This window comes from Amphritea japonica ATCC BAA-1530 (assembly GCF_016592435.1).
Classification (GTDB): Bacteria; Pseudomonadota; Gammaproteobacteria; order Pseudomonadales; family Balneatricaceae; genus Amphritea; species Amphritea japonica.
In genome coordinates, this window is sequence record NZ_AP014545.1 from 950,271 (window position 1) to 967,094 (window position 16,824).

The 16,824-nt window shown below is 47.0% G+C and carries 10 protein-coding genes; 8 read left to right on the forward strand and 2 right to left on the reverse strand.

What is annotated here, in order from left to right:
* The first annotated feature begins 299 nt into the window (after positions 1 to 299).
* From aceE to AMJAP_RS04415, 6 genes are all read left to right on the forward strand, one after another.
* The gene (gene aceE / locus AMJAP_RS04390; protein WP_019623348.1) at positions 300 to 2,972 is read left to right on the forward strand and encodes a pyruvate dehydrogenase (acetyl-transferring), homodimeric type; all 2,673 of its coding nucleotides are present in this window, start codon (positions 300 to 302) and stop codon (positions 2,970 to 2,972) included.
* A gap of 33 nt (positions 2,973 to 3,005) precedes the next feature.
* Positions 3,006 to 4,943, forward strand: a complete 1,938-nt coding sequence (gene aceF, locus AMJAP_RS04395; RefSeq protein ID WP_019623349.1) for a pyruvate dehydrogenase complex dihydrolipoyllysine-residue acetyltransferase — start codon at positions 3,006 to 3,008, stop codon at positions 4,941 to 4,943.
* Positions 4,944 to 6,188: 1,245 nt separating this feature from the next.
* Positions 6,189 to 7,526, forward strand: a complete 1,338-nt coding sequence (locus tag AMJAP_RS04400; RefSeq protein WP_019621857.1) for a UDP-glucose dehydrogenase family protein — start codon at positions 6,189 to 6,191, stop codon at positions 7,524 to 7,526.
* A 683-nt stretch (positions 7,527 to 8,209) separates the two neighbouring features.
* Positions 8,210 to 9,217: an NAD-dependent epimerase gene (locus AMJAP_RS04405; RefSeq protein WP_019621858.1), complete on the forward strand. Its 1,008-nt coding sequence runs from the start codon at positions 8,210 to 8,212 to the stop codon at positions 9,215 to 9,217.
* Between the two features lie 530 nt (positions 9,218 to 9,747).
* Complete coding sequence (locus AMJAP_RS04410) at positions 9,748 to 11,133, forward strand: MBL fold metallo-hydrolase (RefSeq protein WP_201356409.1); 1,386 nt, start codon at positions 9,748 to 9,750, stop codon at positions 11,131 to 11,133.
* 190 nt (positions 11,134 to 11,323) lie between these two features.
* Complete coding sequence (locus AMJAP_RS04415; protein WP_026340129.1) at positions 11,324 to 11,695, forward strand: GxxExxY protein; 372 nt, start codon at positions 11,324 to 11,326, stop codon at positions 11,693 to 11,695.
* A gap of 432 nt (positions 11,696 to 12,127) precedes the next feature.
* Here AMJAP_RS04415 and AMJAP_RS04420 read toward each other — a convergent pair whose 3' ends face one another.
* The gene (locus AMJAP_RS04420) at positions 12,128 to 13,531 is read right to left on the reverse strand and encodes an O-antigen ligase family protein (RefSeq protein ID WP_019621861.1); all 1,404 of its coding nucleotides are present in this window, start codon (positions 13,529 to 13,531) and stop codon (positions 12,128 to 12,130) included.
* A gap of 78 nt (positions 13,532 to 13,609) precedes the next feature.
* The gene (locus AMJAP_RS04425; RefSeq protein ID WP_019621862.1) at positions 13,610 to 14,119 is read right to left on the reverse strand and encodes a hypothetical protein; all 510 of its coding nucleotides are present in this window, start codon (positions 14,117 to 14,119) and stop codon (positions 13,610 to 13,612) included.
* Positions 14,120 to 14,379: 260 nt separating this feature from the next.
* Here AMJAP_RS04425 and AMJAP_RS04430 point away from each other — a divergent pair, with 260 nt between their 5' ends.
* Both AMJAP_RS04430 and AMJAP_RS04435 read left to right on the forward strand, forming a co-directional pair.
* Positions 14,380 to 15,816, forward strand: a complete 1,437-nt coding sequence (locus tag AMJAP_RS04430; protein WP_019621863.1) for an undecaprenyl-phosphate glucose phosphotransferase — start codon at positions 14,380 to 14,382, stop codon at positions 15,814 to 15,816.
* Between the two features lie 229 nt (positions 15,817 to 16,045).
* Positions 16,046 to 16,822: a WecB/TagA/CpsF family glycosyltransferase gene (locus AMJAP_RS04435; RefSeq protein ID WP_019621864.1), complete on the forward strand. Its 777-nt coding sequence runs from the start codon at positions 16,046 to 16,048 to the stop codon at positions 16,820 to 16,822.
* Positions 16,823 to 16,824: the final 2 nt, after the last annotated feature.

A 16,824-nucleotide genomic window follows, 5' to 3' on the forward strand; every position in this document is an offset into this window, starting at 1 on the left:
TACAAAATCAAGCACCACTATAAAAAAAGGCAGGCTTGCTGCGATGCAGCATGAAACCTGTTAACAAGCTCTGAATGGCGCCATAGAAGTGCTGGAGAGTTGGGCAAAGTGATTATGAAACGCGTGTTTTTGGTGTTGATCGTTCTTTAAAGAGAACTTAAATCGTAAAAACTTAATTAAGTACAGCTTAAGTAGCTGTTCTTTTGTCTGATTTTCCGTTAATACTTCTAGCTGTCTCAAAGTTTATTTCTGCACTGGGAAAGATTGGGCTTCCCGGTTTTGAGTACACGACAAGAATAATGGAGAAAGGCAAAGTGCAAGAATTTATCGACGATGTAGATCCAATCGAAACTGGTGAGTGGGTGGAAGCCCTTGAGTCTGTTGCTAAAAATGAAGGCAGCGATCGTGCTCACTATATTCTGCAAAAGCTGGGTGAAAAAGCGTCAGAGCTAGGCGTAGATGCAGGCACGAGCCTGACCACCCCATACCGCAATACAATTACCCCCAAAAATGAATCCCGCATGCCGGGTGACCTGTTTATGGAACGTAGAATTCGTTCCTTTATTCGTTGGAATGCGATGGCAATGGTTATGCGCGCCAACGATAATGCTGATGGCCTTGGCGGTCATATCTCAAGCTTCTCTTCTTCTGCTACTTTGTACGATATTGGCTTCAACTACTTTTTCCGTGGTTCAGAAGGCGAGCAGGAAGGTGATCTGGTGTTTTTCCAGGGTCACATCTCTCCGGGCATATACTCCCGTGCATACCTTGAAGGTCGTCTGACTGAAGAGCAGATGGATAACTATCGCCGTGAAGTAGACGGCATTGGCTTGTCTTCTTATCCTCACCCTTGGTTGATGCCTGATTTCTGGCAGTTCCCAACGGTATCTATGGGTCTGGGTCCTATTCAGGCGATCTATCAGGCGCACGTAATGCGTTACCTGTCTGCTCGTTCGCTGATCGATCGTGGTGATCGTAAAGTATGGGCTTTCCTGGGTGATGGTGAGTGTGATGAGCCTGAATCTCTGGGTGCGATCGCTTTGGCGGGTCGTGAGAACCTTGAGAACCTGGTCTTCGTGGTTAACTGTAACCTGCAGCGTCTTGATGGGCCTGTACGGGGTAACGGTAAGATTGTTCAGGAACTTGAAGGTGTGTTCCGCGGCGCTGGCTGGAATGTCATCAAGTGTCTGTGGGGTCGTCACTGGGATCCACTGTTTGAAAATGATGATAAAGGTCTGCTGATTAAGCGGATGAACGAAGTTTGTGATGGTGAACTGCAGAACTACAAGGCGAACGGTGGTGCATATACCCGTGAGCACTTCTTCGGTAAATACCCAGAGCTGCTGGAAATGGTTAAGGATCTGTCAGACGACGATATCATGAACCTGAACCGTGGCGGTCACGATCCATATAAAGTATTCGCGGCTTATCAGTCTGCGATGGATCACAAAGGTCAGCCAACCGTTATTCTGGCACAAACCGTTAAAGGTTATGGTACCGGTAAGTCGGGTCAGGCGAAGAACGATACCCATTCCATGAAGAAAGTGGCGATGGATGATCTGAAAGATTTCCGTGATCACCACAATATTCCGCTGACCGATGATCAGCTGAAAGAAGTTCCTTATTACCGTCCGTCTCCGGATTCTCCGGAAATGAAGTACATGATGGACCGTCGTCAAAAGCTGGGTGGTGTTTACCCAACCCGTCGTAGCGATTTTGATGCGCTGGAAATTCCACCACTGGATACCTTTGCTGCACAGTTGAAAGACAGTGGTAAGCGTGAGATGTCCACGCAGATGGTACTGAACCGTGTACTGAGTACGCTGGTTAAAGATAAGAGCATGGGCGAGCGGGTCGTACCAATCGTACCGGATGAAGCGCGTACCTTTGGTATGGAAGGTATGTTCCGTCAGCTGGGAATCTACACGTCGGCCGGTCAGCGTTACGTACCTCATGACTCTGATCAGATCATGTTCTACAAAGAGTCTAAGACGGGTCAGATTCTTGAAGAAGGTATCAACGAAGCGGGTGCAATGTCGGCATGGATGGCGTGTGCCACTTCATACAGTAACAACGACTGCACCATGGTGCCGTTCTACATCTACTATTCAATGTTCGGCTTCCAGCGGATCATGGATCTGGCATGGGCTGCAGGTGATATGCAGGCACGTGGCTTCCTGATCGGTGCAACATCTGGTCGTACTACGCTGAATGGTGAAGGCTTACAGCACCAGGATGGTCACTCTCACCTGATGGCGCAGATGATCCCGAACTGTGTCTCTTACGATCCGACATTCGGCTACGAAATGACCGTGATTGTTCAGGACGGCCTGAAGCGTATGTTCCAGGACAAAGAGAACAAGTTCTACTACATCACAACAACAACCGAGAACTACGCTCATCCGGGGATGCCAGTAGGCGTTGAGGAAGCGATAGTTAAAGGTATGTACGTCTTCAAGGAAGGTAACGATTCCGACATGAAGGTACAGCTGATGGGTTGTGGTGCGATCCTGCGTGAAGTGATTGCTGCGGCAGATATTTTGCGTGATGAATACGGTGTTGAATCTGATATCTGGAGCACCACCTCTATCAACGAAGTTCGTCGTGATGCACAAGCGGTAGCACGCTGGAACATGTTGCACCCTGAAGAAGAGGCGCGTACCTCTTATCTGGAAGACTGTCTGAAAGATCGCCAGGGCCCGGTTATTTCATCGACTGACTACATGCGTGCATACGCAGATCAGCTGCGTGAATATATCCCACGTACTTATAAAGTGCTGGGTACTGATGGTTATGGTCGTTCTGATACACGTAGCAAACTGCGTGAATTCTTCGAAGTTAACCGATACTACGTCACCGTTGCTGCACTGACTGCCCTGGCAGAAGAAGGCAAGGTAGAGCGTTCTGTTGTAGCCAAAGCGATGCAGAAGTTTGGCATTAACCCGGAAAAACCAGCCCCTTGGACTGTGTAACCCGAAGCTAAACTTTTAAGAGAGGATAAAAACGTGAGTACTGTAAACATTACGGTTCCTGATATTGGTGGCGCTACAGACGTAGATATTGTTGAAGTCTGTGTAGCAGTTGGTGACACAGTGGTTGAGGGCGATTCTCTAATCGTCCTTGAAACTGACAAGGCATCCATGGAGGTGCCTTCTACCCACGCCGGTACGATTAAAGAAATTCTGGTTGAAGCGGACGGCACATGTAACGAAGGCCAGGCGATTGTGGTATTGGATACCGGCCTTGTAGTTGATGAAGTTGCGCCGGTTGAAGCTGCTGCACCTGCTCCTGCTCCTGCGGCAGAGCCTGCACCGGTTGCTGCTGCACCTGCTGCTGCCAGTGCGGTTGAAAAGATTTTGGTTCCCGATCTGAGTGGTGCGACCGATGTTGATGTTGTTGAAGTCCTGGTAAAGGATGGCGATAGCGTTGAAGAAGGCGACTCCCTGATCGTTCTGGAAACAGACAAAGCATCGATGGAAGTACCAGCACCTAAAGCGGGTGTGGTTGTGTCAATGCAGATTAAAGAGGGTGGCACTGTTACTGAAGGTGATCATCTGTGCGACTTGCAAGTAGCAGGAGCAGCACCTGCTGCAGCCCCTGCTCCTGCGGCAGAAGCACCAGCTGTTGCGCCAGCTGCCGCGCCTGCTCCGGTTGCCGGTGGCGTAGAAGATGTTCTGATTCCTGATCTGAGCGGTGCGTCCGATGTTGATGTTGTTGAGGTTCTGGTTAAGGACGGCGACAGCGTTGAAGAAGGCGATTCACTGATCGTACTGGAAACTGATAAAGCGTCGATGGAAGTACCAGCCCCTAAAGCGGGTGTGGTTAAGTCCATGAAGATCAAAGATGGCGACCAGGTCAATGAAGGTCAGCTATTGATGCAGCTAGAAGTAGCGGGTGGTTCTGCACCGGCAGCGGCTCCAGCAGCCTCTGCTCCGGCGGCACCTGCTGCGGCTCCGGCGAAAGCAGCGGCTCCTGCGCCTGCAGCATCCGGCACTGTTGATCGTGAAGCGCTAGAGAAGAAAAACAAAACCGTTCATGCCGGTCCTGCGGTACGTGCAATCGCGCGTGAATTCGGTGTTGATCTGTCTCTGGTAACGGGTACTGGTCCACGTAATCGTATCCTGAAAGAAGATGTTCAGGCCTACGTTAAAGGTGCGCTGAAGAAGTTGGCTGAGAAGCCTGCTGCTGCAGCCGTCACTGGTGGCTCGGGTATTCCGGCAATTCCAGAAGTTGATTTCAGCCAGTTTGGCGAAATCGAAATGGTCAAGATGTCTAAGATCCACAAGCTAACAGCGGCGAATATGTCTCGCTGTTGGTTGAATATTCCACACGTAACTCAGACTGATAAGGCTGATATTACCGATCTGGAAGCGTTCCGTGCCGGTATGAAGGAAGAGGCTGCGCGTGAAGGCGTGAAGCTGACACCACTGCCATTTATGCTGAAAGCAATCGCGATTGCTTTGAAAGCGCATCCGAAGTTTAACGCTTCACTGCACGCAGATGGCGAGCACGTTGTTTACAAGAAATATGTAAACATCGGTATGGCGGTTGATACGCCAAACGGTCTGATGGTTCCTGTGATCAAAGATGCAGATAAGAAGAGCATCTATGAGCTGTCACTGGAAGCAACTGAGCTGGCGGGTAAAGCGAAGAACCGTAAGCTGAAGCCTGCTGAGATGCAGGGTGCTTGTTTCACTATTTCAAGCCTGGGCGGTATCGGCGGTACTGGCTTTACGCCGATCGTTAATGCCCCTGAAGTAGCTATTCTGGGTATTTCTAAAGCGGATATCGAACCGCGTTGGAATGGTAAAGAGTTTGAGCCACGTAAGATGCTGCCACTGTGCCTGTCTTACGATCACCGCGCTATCAATGGCAGTGATGCAGGTCGCTTCTTAACCTACCTGAATCAGCTACTGAGCGACGTACGTCGCATGGCGATGTAATCAGGGCGTAACGCCTAAATTACACAGTTTCCGGCAACCTGAATCTATTGATTTTGGGTTGCTGGTGGCACGGCGCTAAACGCCGCGCTGGATGCGGTAGCGTGCAGGCTGCCGCATCAACCTAGTTTCAGTTTTCCATGGTTATTCTATACCCATGACTCAAGCCCCTTCTCATGATTGAGAAGGGGCTTTTTTTTTAATCAGTACTGCTGATTGATCGCTCTTTCGAACCCCGGATCTACCCTGTAGGAGGCGTGCCCTCACGCCGATAAAGCCCTTAGTAGGCACTAAACTAAAAGAATCGCTGCGAGAGGGTAGCTTCTAAAAGCACATTGTAGGAGCGGCTTACAGCCGCGATAATCTAGCAAGAATAACAAAAGAGCGTTTTAACCACAGAGAGCACGAAGGGCACAGAGAGGAGCTTTCTTAAGTGGGTTTTCTCTGTGTTCTCGGTGTCCTCTGTGGTGGTGTTTTATTTTTCACCGCAAGGGCGCAGCTCCTACAAATGCCCGCTCTTTCAGGCCTAGATTCTACCCTGTAGGAGGCGTGCCCTCACGCCGATGAAGTCCTTAGTAGGCATCAATCCAAATGAATCGCTGCGAGAACGTAGCTTCTAAAAGCACATTGTAGGAGCGGCTTACCGCCGCGATAATCTAGCAAGAATAACAAAAGAGCGTTTTAACCACAGAGAGCACGAAGGACACAGAGAGGAGCTTTCTTAAGTGGATTTTCTCTGTGTTCTCGGTGTCCTCTGTGGTGGTGTTTTATTTTTCACCGCAAGGGCACTGCTTCTACAAATGCCTGCTCTTTCAGGCCTAGATTCTACCCGGTAGGAGGCGTGCCCTCACGCCGATGAAGCCCTTAGTAGGCATCAAACCAAATGAATCGCTGCGAGAGCGTAGCTTCTAAAAGCACATTGTAGGAGCGGCTTACAGCCGCGATAATCTAGCAAGAATAACAAAAGAGCGTTTTAACCACAGAGAGCACGAAGGACACAGAGAGGAGCTTTCTCAAGTGGATTTTCTCTGTGTTCTCGGTGTCCTCTGTGGTGGTATTTGATTTTATCGTCCCTAAGAAGGAACTCCTGCAACGGGGAAGGTTCGGACAACGGACTTAGGCTAATTGCTATGCTAATATTTCCGCCATAGAAGTACGCTTTAATCAGTACTTATTTATTTCGCAATTGCAGCATTATAGTTGGTATAATTCTGTCCAAATGGAATTGCTGCAAAGGAAAAACAGCGCATGAAGGTTACAGTTTTTGGTATAGGTTATGTGGGGCTGGTTCAGGCTGCTGTATTGGCAGAAGTTGGCCACGAAGTTTGCTGTGTTGATGTAGATGCTCAGAAAGTTGAAAACCTGAAGAATGGGATCATCCCCATCTATGAGCCAGGCTTAACACCGATCGTTCAGTCAAACTATGAAGCAGGGCGCTTGCTGTTTACCACTGATGCTAAACAGGCTGTAGAATTTGGCGAAATCCAGTTTATTGCGGTTGGAACTCCACCGGATGAAGATGGCTCTGCCGACCTGAAATATGTACAGGCGGTCGCTAAAACCATCGCGACTTACATGCAAGATCCTAAAATTATTATTGATAAGTCCACAGTGCCAGTGGGTACCGGTGATAAGGTTAGTGCTACCGTCGCTGAAACGCTGGCGGCGCGAAATGCCGAGCTGGATTATCATATCGTATCTAACCCTGAATTCCTGAAAGAGGGGGCCGCAGTAAGTGACTGCATGCGCCCGGATCGAATCGTTATCGGTACAGACAGTGACCATGTTAAAGATGTGATGTCTGAGCTCTATGCGCCGTTTAACCGTAATCATGATCGCATTATCTTTATGGATGTTCGCAGCGCCGAGCTGACTAAATATGCGGCTAACTGCATGCTGGCAACCAAGATCAGCTTCATGAACGAGATGGCGAACATCGCTGAGATGGTAGGTGCAGATATCGAGAACGTCCGTAATGGCATCGGTTCTGATGAGCGTATCGGCTATCACTTCATCTATCCAGGCTGCGGTTACGGTGGTTCTTGCTTCCCGAAAGATGTACAGGCATTGGTAAAAACCTCTGAGCAGATCGGTTATGACTCTCAGATCCTCAAAGCCGTTGAGTCTGTTAACGCAAAGCAGAAAGCTAAACTCTTTGAGCTGATCAACCGTCACTTTAACGGTGATGTGGCCGGTAAGACCGTCGCCTTGTGGGGCCTGTCGTTTAAGCCTAAGACTGATGATATGCGAGAATCTTCCAGCCGAGTGCTGATGGAAACTCTTTGGGAAGCGGGTGCGAAGGTACAAGCCTTTGACCCGGAAGCGATGGAAGAGACCCAGCGCATCTATGGTTCACGTTCCGATCTGAATCTGATGGGTACTAAAGAAGCGGCACTGAATGGCGCTGATATGCTGGTTATCTGCACCGAGTGGCAGAGCTTCCGTGCCCCGGATTTCGACCTGATAAAAAGTGAACTGGCCGAGCCGGTAATCTTTGATGGCCGTAACCTTTACGATCCACAACGTATGGATGATCGTGGCTTTAGTTATTACGCAATCGGCCGTGGTTTGTCTATAAAGGGCTAAGAATCGGCACGAGGGTGTACCTCCTACAAAAGTGAGTTATAACCACAGAGAACACGAAGAGCACTGAGAAGAGCTTTAAATAAAAAGTTTACCTTTGTGTACTCGGTGTTCTCAGTGGTTAGAATATTTTTCTCACATCGGACCTCGGTTCTACCTTTGTAGGAGTCCCTTTCAGGGGCTGTTTAGTAAGAGCTTATTTACCACCGAGCACACAGAGATCACCGAGAAGAGACGTCGCAAATGGGTCTCCTCTGTGATCTCCGTGTCCTCAGTGGTTAAAGTCTTTTTGGCACTTTACCCTGTAGGAGGCGTGTCCCACGCCGAAAATGATATCAGTTGGCACTCAGCCAAATGAATCGCCGCGAGGACGCAGCTCCTACAAAAGCAGTTCTTTCGAACCCCGGACAAGCAACGCGCTCGGACCTCGATTCTTAATCGGACCACGGACTTCGATTCTACCCTGTAGGAGGCGTGCCCTCACGCCGATAATAATATCAGCTGGCACTCAGCCAAATGAATCGCCGCGAGGGCGCAGCTCCTACAAAAGCAGTTCTTTCGAACCCCGGACTAGCAACGCGTTCGGGCCACAGACTTTGGTTCTTATATCGACTCTACCCTTGTAGGAGCTGCTTCCAGCAGCGATAATTACATCAATTCTAAAACTTCCTTATTCAGGCTGTCCTATGCAACTAACCTATCTAGTCACCGGCGCTGCCGGCTTCATCGGCAATTTTGTATCAGAGCGGCTCTGTCAGGCGGGTCATAAGGTGATCGGTCTGGATAATCTCAATGATTATTACGACCCAACCCTAAAAGATTCCAGGCTGCAGCGACTCGAACAGTACCCCGAATTTACTTTCAAGAAAATGGATCTGTCCGACCGGGAAGGGATGGAGGCACTCTTTGCAGAGAGCGGTTTTGACCGGGTTATTCATCTGGCCGCTCAGGCAGGCGTTCGCTACTCACTGGAAAATCCGTTTGCTTACGTTGACTCTAATCTGACCGGCATGATGACCATTCTGGAAGGCTGTCGTCAGAATAATGTAAAACATCTGGTCTACGCTTCATCTTCCTCGGTATATGGTATGAATACCAAAATGCCATTTTCGGCTGAAGATGCTGTAAATCACCCGGTTTCATTGTACGCAGCAACAAAGAAATCTAACGAGCTGATGGCGCATAGTTATTCACACCTATACGGTATCCCAACCACAGGACTGCGTTTCTTCACGGTCTATGGTCCCTGGGGGCGCCCGGACATGGCGCCGTTCCTGTTTACCAGCGCGATACTGGAAGATCGGCCGATCAAGGTCTTTAATCACGGTAAAATGCTGCGTGATTTCACCTATGTGGATGACATTGTCGAAGGGGTTATCCGTATTCAGGATGTGATTCCACAAGTAGATGAAAACAACCCAAGAACCAGCCCCGATAGCAGCAGTGCTCCCTACCGAGTATTCAATATCGGTAACAATGAGCCGATAGAATTGAGTCGCTTCATCGAAGCGATTGAATCCGCAGCAGGCAAAAAAGCGCAAAAAGAATACTTGCCGATGCAACCCGGTGACGTCCCAGCGACCTATGCCGACATCGACAGCCTGCAAGCAGCTACCGGCTTCAAACCCAGCACCACGATCGAAGACGGCATGCAAAAATTTGTCGACTGGTACAAAGAGTATTATAAGGCTTAAGGGCATCTGTTTTACCTTGTAGGAGCCCCTTCTAGGGGCGATTAAGCTCTAAAAGAAGAGCTGTTCACCACAGAGGACACAGAGACCCACAGAGAAATGCTTAATGTGTACGCCAAGGGCAATAAAAGGTTTTTAATAAGTGATTTGTTTTTCCTCGGTGTAACTCTGTGTTCTCTGTGGTTAGAGACTTTTATGTTTTAAGGTCTCAGGCAAGCGAATCCTCCGAACCACGGACAACGGCTCTTTTATAAGGCTTAAGGTATCCGTTTTACCTTGTAGGAGCCCCTTCTAGGGGCGATTGCTCTGAAAGAAGAGCTGTTCACCACAGAGGTCACAGGGACCCACAGAGAAATGCTTAATGTGTATGCCAAGGGCACAGAGGTCCAAAGAAAAGGTTTTTTAATAAGTGATTTGTTTTTCCTCGGTGTAACTCTGTGTTCTCTGTGGTTAGAGACTTTTATTTTTAAGGTCTCAGACAGGCGAAGCGTCCAACCACGGACATCAGTCCATTAATGAACATGGAGGTTCATATGATCGATATAAAACACCACGGCGCTGTTAACGGCGTCACCGGCTCATGTCATGAGCTATTTCTTAATGATGATACTAGTGTCCTGATAGACTGTGGTATGTTTCAGGGGGCAGAATCAGCCGGCGCCGAGTCTGATAATCTCAAGCTCAACTTCCCGATTACTACAGTTAAAGCGCTGTTTGTAACTCACTGTCATATAGATCATGTAGGGCGTATTCCTTCACTGATTTCTGCAGGGTTTAACGGCCCCATCTATGCCAGTGAAGCAACTGCGCGGTTATTGCCGTTAGTATTGGAAGATACCCTTAAGATAGGGGTTACCCGAGATAAGAACCTGATCAGACAGTTCTTAACCCTGTTACATCAGTTGATACAGCCGGTTGAATATCGCCAATGGCATCACGCAACTAGCTGTGACAATCTTAAATTCAGGTTTAACCCGGCAGGTCATATTCTGGGCTCTGCTTATATTGAGTTTGACTGTCTCGTTGGTCAGCAGAAAGAGCGCATTCTATTCTCCGGTGACCTTGGTGCCCCTTACGCACCACTACTGCCAGCGCCAAAATCACCCTGGCGTACAGATCGTTTAATCATCGAAAGCACCTACGGTGATAAGCAGCATGAGCAGCGTCGTATCCGGCGTCAAAACTTACAGCAGATCATCAGTCGTTGTTTAGAAGATGCAGGCACAGTACTGATCCCCGCATTCAGTATTGGTCGAACCCAGGAGCTGCTCTATGAACTCGAAGATATTATCCACAGGCAGAAAGGCTCATCCTGGGAAGAGATTGACGTAATAGTTGATTCCCCATTGGCGGCGAAGTTTACAGAGCATTATCGTGAATTAAGCGATCTCTGGGATGCCGAAGCAAAATCGCGAAAAATAGAAGGGCGCCATCCGTTATCGTTTGATCAGTTAATCACCATCGATTCCCATGCAGACCACCTGAAACTGGTTAACTATCTCAAAAGCAGTGGAAGGCCTGCTATCGTTATTGCTGCAAGTGGAATGTGTGCTGGTGGACGGATTGTAAACTACCTAACAGAACTGCTGCCAGACCCACGAACAGATGTCCTTTTTGTGGGCTATCAGGCCAAAGGAACGCCCGGTCGAGATATACAAAAATACGGTGCTGAGAAATACAGAGTGAGCGGTGGCTATGTTTATTTAGATAATCAAAAGATAGATATCAAAGCCCAGGTACACAGTATCAGCGGCTACTCCGCCCACGCCGATCAAAAAGACCTTATTAACTTTGTAAAACGTATGGGTCACAAACCAAAAGAGATCCGAATCGTCCACGGCGACAACGATGCTAAACGGATTTTGAAGACTGAGATGCAAGAGATTTGCCCAGCAGCCGAGATATTAATTCCGGGTTAGAAGTCTCTTATTAAAGCGATAGGTCAAAAATTTTGGTATACCACAGAGGACACGGAGGACCACAGAGAGGGGCTTTAAGTTCTTGCTATGCTTTGCCTTTGCCTTTGTCTCTGTGTCCTTTGTGTACTCTGTGGTGATATCTGTTTTGTTTGTGTCACTATTGATTGAGTTGTTAAAAATGGAGGTCGATATGGAAATGGATTTTCTGACAAATAAGGTTATAGGCTGCGCTATTGAAGTTCATCGACAGCTAGGGCCTGGGTTGCTTGAGTCGAGCTATGAACGTTGTCTGATGTATGAATTGGCACTCGCTGGGTTGGATGCTAAGGCCCAGGTATTGCTGCCTATTCATTATAAGGGTATGAGTATTGAGGCCGGTTATCGAATAGATATTTTGTTTCCTGATAAGCTTGTTCTTGAACTGAAAGCTGTGGATAAACTATTGCCAATCCATACAGCGCAGTTAATTACTTACTTGAAATTATCAGGGGTTAAAACGGGTCTAATAATTAACTTTAATGTTAACAAACTGACGAATGGCTTGAAGCGCGTAGTCCTATGAGTTGCATCTCATATAGGGCGAAGGGCTGATTAGAAAGAGCTTTGCACCACAGAGAACACGAAGGGCACAGAGGAAGGGTTTTCTAAATTGGTTTACTTCGTGCTCTCGGTGTCCTCTGTGGTTCATTATTTAGAGTGTTTGGGGCTTAAAAAGATCGATTTACCACAGAGTACACAAAGGACACAGAGAAACCTTTTATGTTGTCGATCTTTTAAGTGCCCTTAGCATGGCCCCTGGGTACGGTGTCCTCTGTAGTTAACATTATTTATAGATCTCGCTGCTAAAAGCAGCTCCTTCAGAGATTAAACCTTAAATTGGCTTTTTCTCTGTGCTCTCGGTGTCCTCTGTGGTGATATTTTTTTGGTAGATACGCTTTACAACAGGTAACACTGAGAGGTCTGTCTGTATAAGTGGATATCGAGAGTGTGCCCTTCAAAGTGATTGGCTTTTCCTCTGTGCTCTCTGTGTCCTCTGTGGTGAATTTATATCTTTCTTATGAAACAAAGAAATCTGCCCCAATGCCAATATCACCATAAAAGTCGCGGCATTCGCCGGAATCTGCAGATTAAAATCAACCGTCGAATGTATAGCTAACGCGATAATCGCCATCGTAGCGCTAAAGGCAATGCCGCGCATCAGAGGTGTTTTGCGTTTCATCTGGGCCTTGATTGCCGAGATAAAGACTAACAACACCGCCAGTATCAAACAGCCGGTAACAATGATTCCGTACTCACTGGCGAACTCAAAATAATCGTTATGGGCATGGTCGTAAAAGCTACGGCCAGCATCGTATTCACGGTATGCCGGGAAGTTGGTGTAGTAAGTGCCAGCCCCTGTTCCTGTGAATAAATTATCTTGAATGGCGGTTAATGTGTAAGCGTTTACTTCGTCTCTGGTCTCTGTTTCTTCGCTGGTGGTTTGCAGGCGCTCTGCAACTTTCTCAACGCCAAAGAAGGTGCCGACGACAAATATATCGATAACAATCAAACTGCTGATCAGAATAATAGTCGCTTTAGTCGAGCGCTTACTCAAGAATAGAGTGATGAGACCTGCAAGGGTTAAGCTGGCAAAAAAGGCGGTATTCCCCATACGTGAATGAGTCATGACAAGGCCTGCAACCATGATAATAAGTAGTATTCTTAATCTGGCTTTGGGTCCTAACAGGGTGGTTAATAACCGTCGAGAATGCTCTCGCCAGTTTGAAGCGGATTGCAGGTTAAGTGTCGATATCATAATGCCGATACCGAGGCTCAGGGTAAGTACCAGATAGCCGGCAAGGTGGTTCCGGTTAACGAAAGTCCCGGTGGCCAGGCGAGTATAAGCATCTTTAGGTATCAAAAACGAATACTCAATTCCCGTCAGTGTCATCATGCTGCCGTAAACTGCTTGAAACAGTCCGCAGAAAACCAGTGTGTAAGCGAGTAGCTTTATGCGCTTTTGACTGTTTACCAGTAGGAGAGCCAGACAAAAAATTAAGATAAAGGAGATACCGAGCATTCCTGCCTGTGCACTTGCGTACGAGTCGACAGAGCCGAGTGGGTTATCGCTAGAAACAGCACTTTGGATAAAAGCGAAAACAGGTGCGGTACTGAATAAGGCGATAACAGGGAGGCTGTTTTTAATGCTCTTGCTTATTACGACCTTGTTTAGGCTAAAGAGATACAGCCAGGCAGCACTGATAAATAACGCACCGCAACACAAAATTGACATGGCCCAGAGTTTATTGCTACCCAGCGGTAGAGGAATCCAGGCTAACAACACAAGAAAAGCAATAAAAATCCAGCGATCGTGTATTGATGAACGGTCGCTGTGTTCAGAAGTAGATGTGTTGATCATAGTTCGCGAATACAAGTGTAGATATTTTTAGAGGGCAGAAAAAAAGCGCTTTGCAGCGCTTTATTCATCAACGTTACGTCAGGCACTTGGGCTGGCGTTACCACCACCACCGCCACCGGCATTGCTACCAAAAGGAGGAGGAGTGACAGGATTGCCTGTCTGTCCGGGTGCGATATTTAATCCTTGGCCCTGGCCTTGCGGGTTACCCGCAGCAGTGACGGGCAGAATAGCAGTCGGGTCAATACCATTATTAAGCGCAATCTGAGTTAGCTCTTCTTCTGTTAGGCCTGCATCTAAGCCCATCTGGCCGATGGTCTGCAGTGCTTCGGTGTCATCAGAAAACGAACTGGCAGCGGCGCTGATAATAGACTCAGCACTACCTGCTTTACAGGTGACTATATCGGCTTCTGGCTTACAGTTAACCAGTAGTTTTGAAAGAATTTTATCGACAGATGAAACTTCAGTAATGGCATTCTGAATAACGTCAGTCAGCGGTAAACCGGCTTTAAGATCTGTTTGAATATTTGCCTGGGCAGGGTACAACGGCAACAACATCCCTGCTACTACACCCATGATAATCTTGCGCATGGTAGCGTGCTCCTTGTGCGTATGCGCACATCGATACTTGATATGAACAAGAGTGTATCAATCACTGTCTCTAAATGTAAACAAAATTTGCTGTTGCACGTAATAAAATAGTAGAATATACGCGCAATTATATTGCAGTGCAGCATGCTAAAAGAAGCGTATCAATTCTGCACCGGTAACAATGTAAAAAATCAACGCGATCATGGATGTACGGAGATGTAGATCGCGTTAAATGGATCAAAACAGGGTTGTGCAGTAGCATGAATATCAGTGTTACGCCTTACGGCAGTGTTGCGCGTAAACGGCGACTATTAAACAATCACGAATCGCTCGCATTCTGGGTCCAGCATCTTGCTGATCTCATCATTGTCTGTGGCTCTCTGTTTCTTTTTACCTTCATTAAACTGGGTGATGTCCCTCCTAGTTATCGGTTGTTGGGCGTTGTAGCGATTTTATGCGTCTGGATTATCTATCGCCGTCGGGGTGTATACCGGCAATCTCATGGTTTCTACAAACGTTCTTTTCGTCTGTTTACGGCATGGTTTCAAGTACTACTACTCTTAGCTCTGGTGGGCTTTGTCACAAAAAGCGGTGAAGCATTCTCACGTGAAGTGCTGATTGAGTGGGCTGTAGTCGGTTATATTCTTCAGTTAATCAGCATGACGGTCCTGAGCGCACTGTATAAGCATTATAAAGTGATGTTTTCCCGTGAGATTCCCACGCTGGTATTAGGTACCGGAGATCTTGCCATCAATTTGGTTAACAACCTGAATTCAAACCGGTGGCTGCCGGACCGTGTATTAGGTTTTGTACACTCTGATGATAACCCTCTTCAGGATGATGAAGTCCTGGACCTGCCTCTACCGCTGTTAGGTAGAGCAGAAGGTCTTAGAGAACTTATTCAGGATTACAACGTACGGCGAATCTATGTCGCACTGCCTGTCGCAGAATCTGAAATTATCGAAGCACTACATATCGATCTGTTGGATATGAATGTCGATGTAATCTGGGTGCCGGATATCTTTGGCCTGAGTCTGCTAAATCACTCGATTCGTGAAGTGGCCGGTATGCCGCTAATCTCCTTGAATGAAAGCCCGATGACATCTCGCCGTAGTCACATTGTGTTAAAAAATACGATGGATAAAATTCTGGCAACCTTAGCGTTAATTGCGTTCAGCCCGTTGATGCTAGCTATCGCCATTATGATCAAACGTGAATCAGAGGGACCCGTGTTCTTCAAGCAAGATCGGCATGGTTGGGATGGAAAGATCATTAAGGTCTGGAAGTTTCGCAGCATGAAAGTTCATGATGATGCAGAAGTAAAGCAGGCGACTAAAGGCGATTCACGGATAACAGAAATAGGCGCCTTTATCCGGAGAACCTCGATCGATGAACTGCCTCAGTTTATAAACGTACTGCAGGGCACAATGTCACTGGTAGGTCCACGGCCTCATGCGGTAGCACATAACGATTATTACTCCGACAAAGTAAATGCCTATCTTTCACGTCATCGCATTAAACCAGGTATTACAGGCTTAGCTCAGATTAGTGGATTCAGAGGTGAAACGGAAACCCTAGATAAAATGGAAAAACGGGTTGAGTATGATTTGGCGTATATCAATAATTGGTCGTTGAGTCTGGATTTGAAAATTTTGATTAAAACTCCAATATCGCTTTTAGCTAAAGATATTTATTGATTTTAGTGAGATTGGTAAGTCAATAGTCAGATATTGTATGTTCATTTTAAAGAGTATAAATAATTTAAAGTCATAGTATTTGGTATTGGCTATGTTGATCTAGCGCAGAATACAGAATGTACTGGTTAAGGTGATAGTGTCTTTCGTATAAATTTAGACGCCAATTTTTTAGATATACACCTTAGCTTAAGGTTTTTTAAAAATAGAATTAAAATTCTAGGAAAGAAATGTGGATATTTCTAAAGTATTAACCACGAATGTTGGTGGGATTAAAACAGCGTGTTTGAATCGAAAAGAACTCGCACAGGTTATTGGGGAATACTGCGCTACTAACAAAGAACGAGAACCTTTTACACCGATCTTGATTTTTAGTAATAACGGCCATGCAATATCTATAGCTAATAGAAGCGAAGAGTCAATGAACTTGCTAAAAGCTGCTGATTTAATTCATGCTGATGGTCAAAGCGTAGTCACCTTTTCAGGGTGGACTCAAGGTCCTTCTATTAAAGAGCGAAGCGCAACAACGGATATGATCCACGATCTGCCGAATTTCTATAACAGCGAGCTGAAGCACTTCTTACTTGGTGGTAAGGAAGAGATTGTAAATAATGCCGCAGCTATTATGCAGGAACGCTATACAAACTTTAAGGTTGCCGGCACTTATCATGGATACTTCTCTGGCGAAGATGAGCAGAGAATCTGCGCGCTGATAAATGAATCGGGTGCGGATGTTCTCTGGGTAGGTTTGGGTAAGCCTAAAGAGCAGGAGTTCTGTATCCGTAACCGGAAAAACCTCAAGGTGTCGGTAATTATTACATGTGGAGGTTGTTATAATTACATCACCGGAGACTATTCGAGAGCGCCTCGTTGGGTGCAAGAAATAGGTCTTGAATGGCTTCACCGAATGTCCACGAACCCTACAAAGCTACTTTACCGTTACCTGACGACAAACCCTCATGCTATCTATTGTGTTCTGAAACACAGGTTTTCGAAGGAAAGGGGCTAAGT

Excerpts from the sequence above, each read along its gene's own strand:
- aceE (WP_019623348.1), top strand. The coding sequence starts at position 300 with ATGGAGAAAGGCAAAGTGCAAGAATTTATCGACGATGTAGATCCAATC.
- AMJAP_RS04400 (WP_019621857.1), top strand. The coding sequence starts at position 6,189 with ATGAAGGTTACAGTTTTTGGTATAGGTTATGTGGGGCTGGTTCAGGCT.
- AMJAP_RS04405 (WP_019621858.1), top strand. The coding sequence starts at position 8,210 with ATGCAACTAACCTATCTAGTCACCGGCGCTGCCGGCTTCATCGGCAAT.
- AMJAP_RS04410 (WP_201356409.1), top strand. The coding sequence starts at position 9,748 with ATGATCGATATAAAACACCACGGCGCTGTTAACGGCGTCACCGGCTCA.
- AMJAP_RS04415 (WP_026340129.1), top strand. The coding sequence starts at position 11,324 with ATGGAAATGGATTTTCTGACAAATAAGGTTATAGGCTGCGCTATTGAA.
- AMJAP_RS04420 (WP_019621861.1), bottom strand. The coding sequence starts at position 13,531 with ATGATCAACACATCTACTTCTGAACACAGCGACCGTTCATCAATACAC.
- AMJAP_RS04425 (WP_019621862.1), bottom strand. The coding sequence starts at position 14,119 with ATGCGCAAGATTATCATGGGTGTAGTAGCAGGGATGTTGTTGCCGTTG.
- AMJAP_RS04430 (WP_019621863.1), top strand. The coding sequence starts at position 14,380 with ATGAATATCAGTGTTACGCCTTACGGCAGTGTTGCGCGTAAACGGCGA.